The 3353-nt window shown below is 35.6% G+C and carries 4 protein-coding genes; all 4 read right to left on the reverse strand.

Annotation, left to right across the window (positions count from 1 at the left end; genetic code table 11):
- Nucleotides 1-103 precede the first annotated feature (103 nt).
- Nucleotides 104-697 carry a hypothetical protein gene (locus ABLA85_RS17285; protein WP_367965583.1) on the reverse strand — a complete coding sequence of 198 codons (594 nt, stop codon included), beginning with the start codon at nt 695-697 and terminating at the stop codon, nt 104-106.
- 30 nt (nt 698-727) lie between these two features.
- A complete protein-coding gene (locus ABLA85_RS17290; RefSeq protein WP_367965584.1) occupies nt 728-1705 on the reverse strand; it encodes a DUF4747 family protein in 978 nt (325 codons plus the stop codon).
- Between the two features lie 269 nt (nt 1706-1974).
- On the reverse strand, nt 1975-2754 hold the full coding sequence (locus ABLA85_RS17295; protein ID WP_367965585.1) for an MW1434 family type I TA system toxin: 780 nt from the start codon (nt 2752-2754) through the stop codon (nt 1975-1977).
- A gap of 322 nt (nt 2755-3076) precedes the next feature.
- On the reverse strand, nt 3077-3353 hold a 277-nt coding region (locus tag ABLA85_RS17300; protein ID WP_367965586.1), incomplete at its 5' end, for an antitermination protein.

Genomic DNA, 3353 nt, shown 5'->3' on the forward strand with positions numbered 1-3353 from the left:
GCTTAAGCGAGCGGTATTAGCATTAAGCCGCCTTTATTCTGGGTATATTCTTATTATCAAGCAGCGCGATTCTAAAAGCGTGTACTTAGAAAATCATATGAAATCAATCATCTTCATTATCACTGTCATTTTTTAAACTTATTTTTTGAATTATATATGATGAGTTGAATAAAAATGAGATTAGCTCTAATGTCATTGCTATCCCATAAAAAAACGCCCAAACACTTAAATATTTAAGTGATTGAAATGGAAATACTTTATTTATCCCAGCCCATGCTATGACCGAAATAAATACAACAAGAGGATATCCCATATCAACAGGAACTATTTCTGGCCCAAAACTTATTTGTTTGCTTTTCTTGCTCTCAACCAGAAATTTTAAGAAACTATTTGGCATTACAAACATTAGAGCGAATACACCAATACCAAAACCAAGAATGCTAGGAAAAACTGACAAAATCGCATCCGATGGCTCCCATGTAAATGCTGGTGTATATTTGTAATTAATAAAACACAAAAATAGCACGAAAAAAAACAGATATATCATTTTTTTTAGAATTTTATTCCACCACATTCTCATAGGGGCAAGGCTTTCATTGCCTTCATCACTACCCTCATAGACGTAAGCATTAGCAATACGGAAAACAACACCAATAACAGGAAGCCCTCTAATAATTTTATATATTCTTTTGTTCATAAAATGTCGTTTCCGCTTATAAAGTTATAATCAATCTTCATTATCTAAGATTTTTTTATTTTTCTGTGTGATTATATCTTTCATCTTAGTTTTCTTGATTGCTTTTAAAATCATATCCTTGATTAAAATAGCTCTTTCACGATGATTCATGTTTCGCGTTTCTTTTAGAGACTCTTGAACTGGATAGTCTTCCATTTGGTATTTTTGAGATTTTCCATTCTCATCCATATATAAAACTTCGGCGTTTCCATACTTAGTAGCAAGTATCATCTGTATCTTTGCCTGCATAGGGAGATCTTTCATTAAAGACTTAGGGAAGCTTTTATATTCAGAATTCCATCTTGCTATATTATTGTATTTTAATTCCTCTTCTGCCTGCTGAATAATCTTCTTCTCTATTACATTATCAAAACTATCTGAGTTTGAGAATGTGACATGCCCCTCGTAGTGCTTATATCCCTTTTTGGGTGATTGAAAAAAATCTTCTACAGAATCAGCGGAAGTTAACTCCTCAATCACAAGACTATGACTTTTAAAAATATCAACTGCGTAAACATTTAGTATTTCTTCAAGGGCTGAAATTAAAGGATTTCTCGTGGGCAATCCCTTTGTTTTGTGAATAGCTAAAGTATGGGTATACGGATCGAAAACAAATTCCAAATCGAAACGCTTACTACTTGTATTACCTTGCGAACGGTATTCCGTTTCACCACTATTTGTATCTACAAGTTCATTAACATTATCAAATTTTAAAAAAGAGCCATATATAATTTTCCTATATCCATTATCATCAGGATATTCATAAAATGACACACTAAAAGGCGCAAAAAACATGCCTCCTTTCATGGGGGCAGCAATGGAACTGAATTTTAATCTCTTTTCTCTATTTTCGTGGATTTGAGTATTCATGGCTTCAAACAGCCTACAATACCCCTCAGATCCCACTTCGTTGACTGTTTGATGTTCTATAGGGAGAAGTTGTACATTATAAAATTTATAAATGGCCATAAAATCATCACTCATTAATATATAATTAAAATGATTTTAGAGGCATGGATGAATGCTACAACCCACCGAAAAAGAAAGCGTTAGGGAGATCACGTTATAATTATCAAATGCTGCACATCATTAGCTGTATATAAATACAGTATCATTCATCGCATTCACTGAAAAGAAGATTTTACCTATCAATTTTTCGGTTACTGAATAAGCCAGATTGAATGTCGTGTAACAAAAAAAAGCCACGCCATGCGCAGCCTTGAATTCAAGATATAGCTTTATTTCCAGTTGAAACAAAAATGCAGAGTTTTACCTACGCTTTGTTGTAGCAAAGTACCTAATTTTGTTCTGTCTGGGTTGGAGGGGGATAAGTCATAGTAATATGAAACAAGACGTGTATTACTTCCATACAGGTCTGGAGGTAACGAATAAATGCCAAGGTCATAGGTTTCATTATCAACAGTAACATATAAATTTTTCGCAAGTAACTTACTCACAGCTGGGTCAGCTCCCTTGTCAATAAATAACCCTAAATATAATGTCATTATATTTTTTGTATCTATAGGGATCTCATTCATAATTTGCTGAATACCAGAAATGCCTATATTGTTTGTCTCCATTTTTATTAAAGAGCCAAAACACTTCTGGGTAGTAATCCAATCAGCTTCTCCAAAATATCCCCAGTATTGATAGTTACCATCATTATCATCACCTATTTTTAGATCAAAAGACAACATGCAATCCTCAGGCTTTGGTTTTGGTTCTGATTTCAGTAAACTCCAATCACAAGCCATCAAATCTCCCGGTGTGGGTTGCCAATTTGACAAGCCATACTTATTGTGTTTATCAATATGAGAAGCGCTGTCAGGACTTTTAACTGTCAGTGCGATATACTCGTCAGGCTTTTCCCATTCACTACGAGTTACTGTTTTTCCCATATACACCTGAATTATTGCCCACGGCAGAGAACCTTCTGGAGCAAGGTTATCAATCTTCATCTGATACTTATCAAGATCAAATGGGCATTGTTTATTATCCAGCTTATTAACGTCAGACATAAACACCTCACTTTATTATTCGTTAAAGGTCATTTCATCCTTCTGTTAAATCACCAGAAATTTTACTTAGGTCAGATTCCTATCTCAATCAAATCTCGCCTGTAGAAAAGCTCATAATTTGAAAGGTGATGGCTGATTTAGTGAGTTGCAAGTTTGAGGTTTAGTGCTAATTCTGTGCGCCCTTTATGAATATAGGACAATAAAAAACCCCGCCGAAGCGAGGTCTGAAAATTCGTAGTGAGTATAGTTACAAGTTCCCACTATTTGAAGATATTACGCCAACTTTATGCAAAATGCAAATATTGCTGGCGATATAAGCAATTTATTCTGTCACTCTACTAAATGCAGCTTCTGCCCGGCTTTCTTCGGTATAACACTTACTTACTAGTTTTTCATAGAAGGGCTTCCAGTTGCGAGACCATGACGATTGGGTTAATGCAGGAACCAGTGCCTTAACTGCGGTATAAGCCACTGACGAGGGTACTTTGCTGTAACCCCGCCCAGAGCAGCGCGGGCAGATTTTATGAACGGGTATACCCTGTAATGCGGTCTGTTCCTCATCAAGCACCAAGCCGCGTCCCTTGCAGCGACAACGATTT

Source organism: Xenorhabdus sp. SGI246 (assembly GCF_040838225.1).
In the GTDB taxonomy this organism is placed as follows: domain Bacteria; phylum Pseudomonadota; class Gammaproteobacteria; order Enterobacterales; family Enterobacteriaceae; genus Xenorhabdus; species Xenorhabdus indica.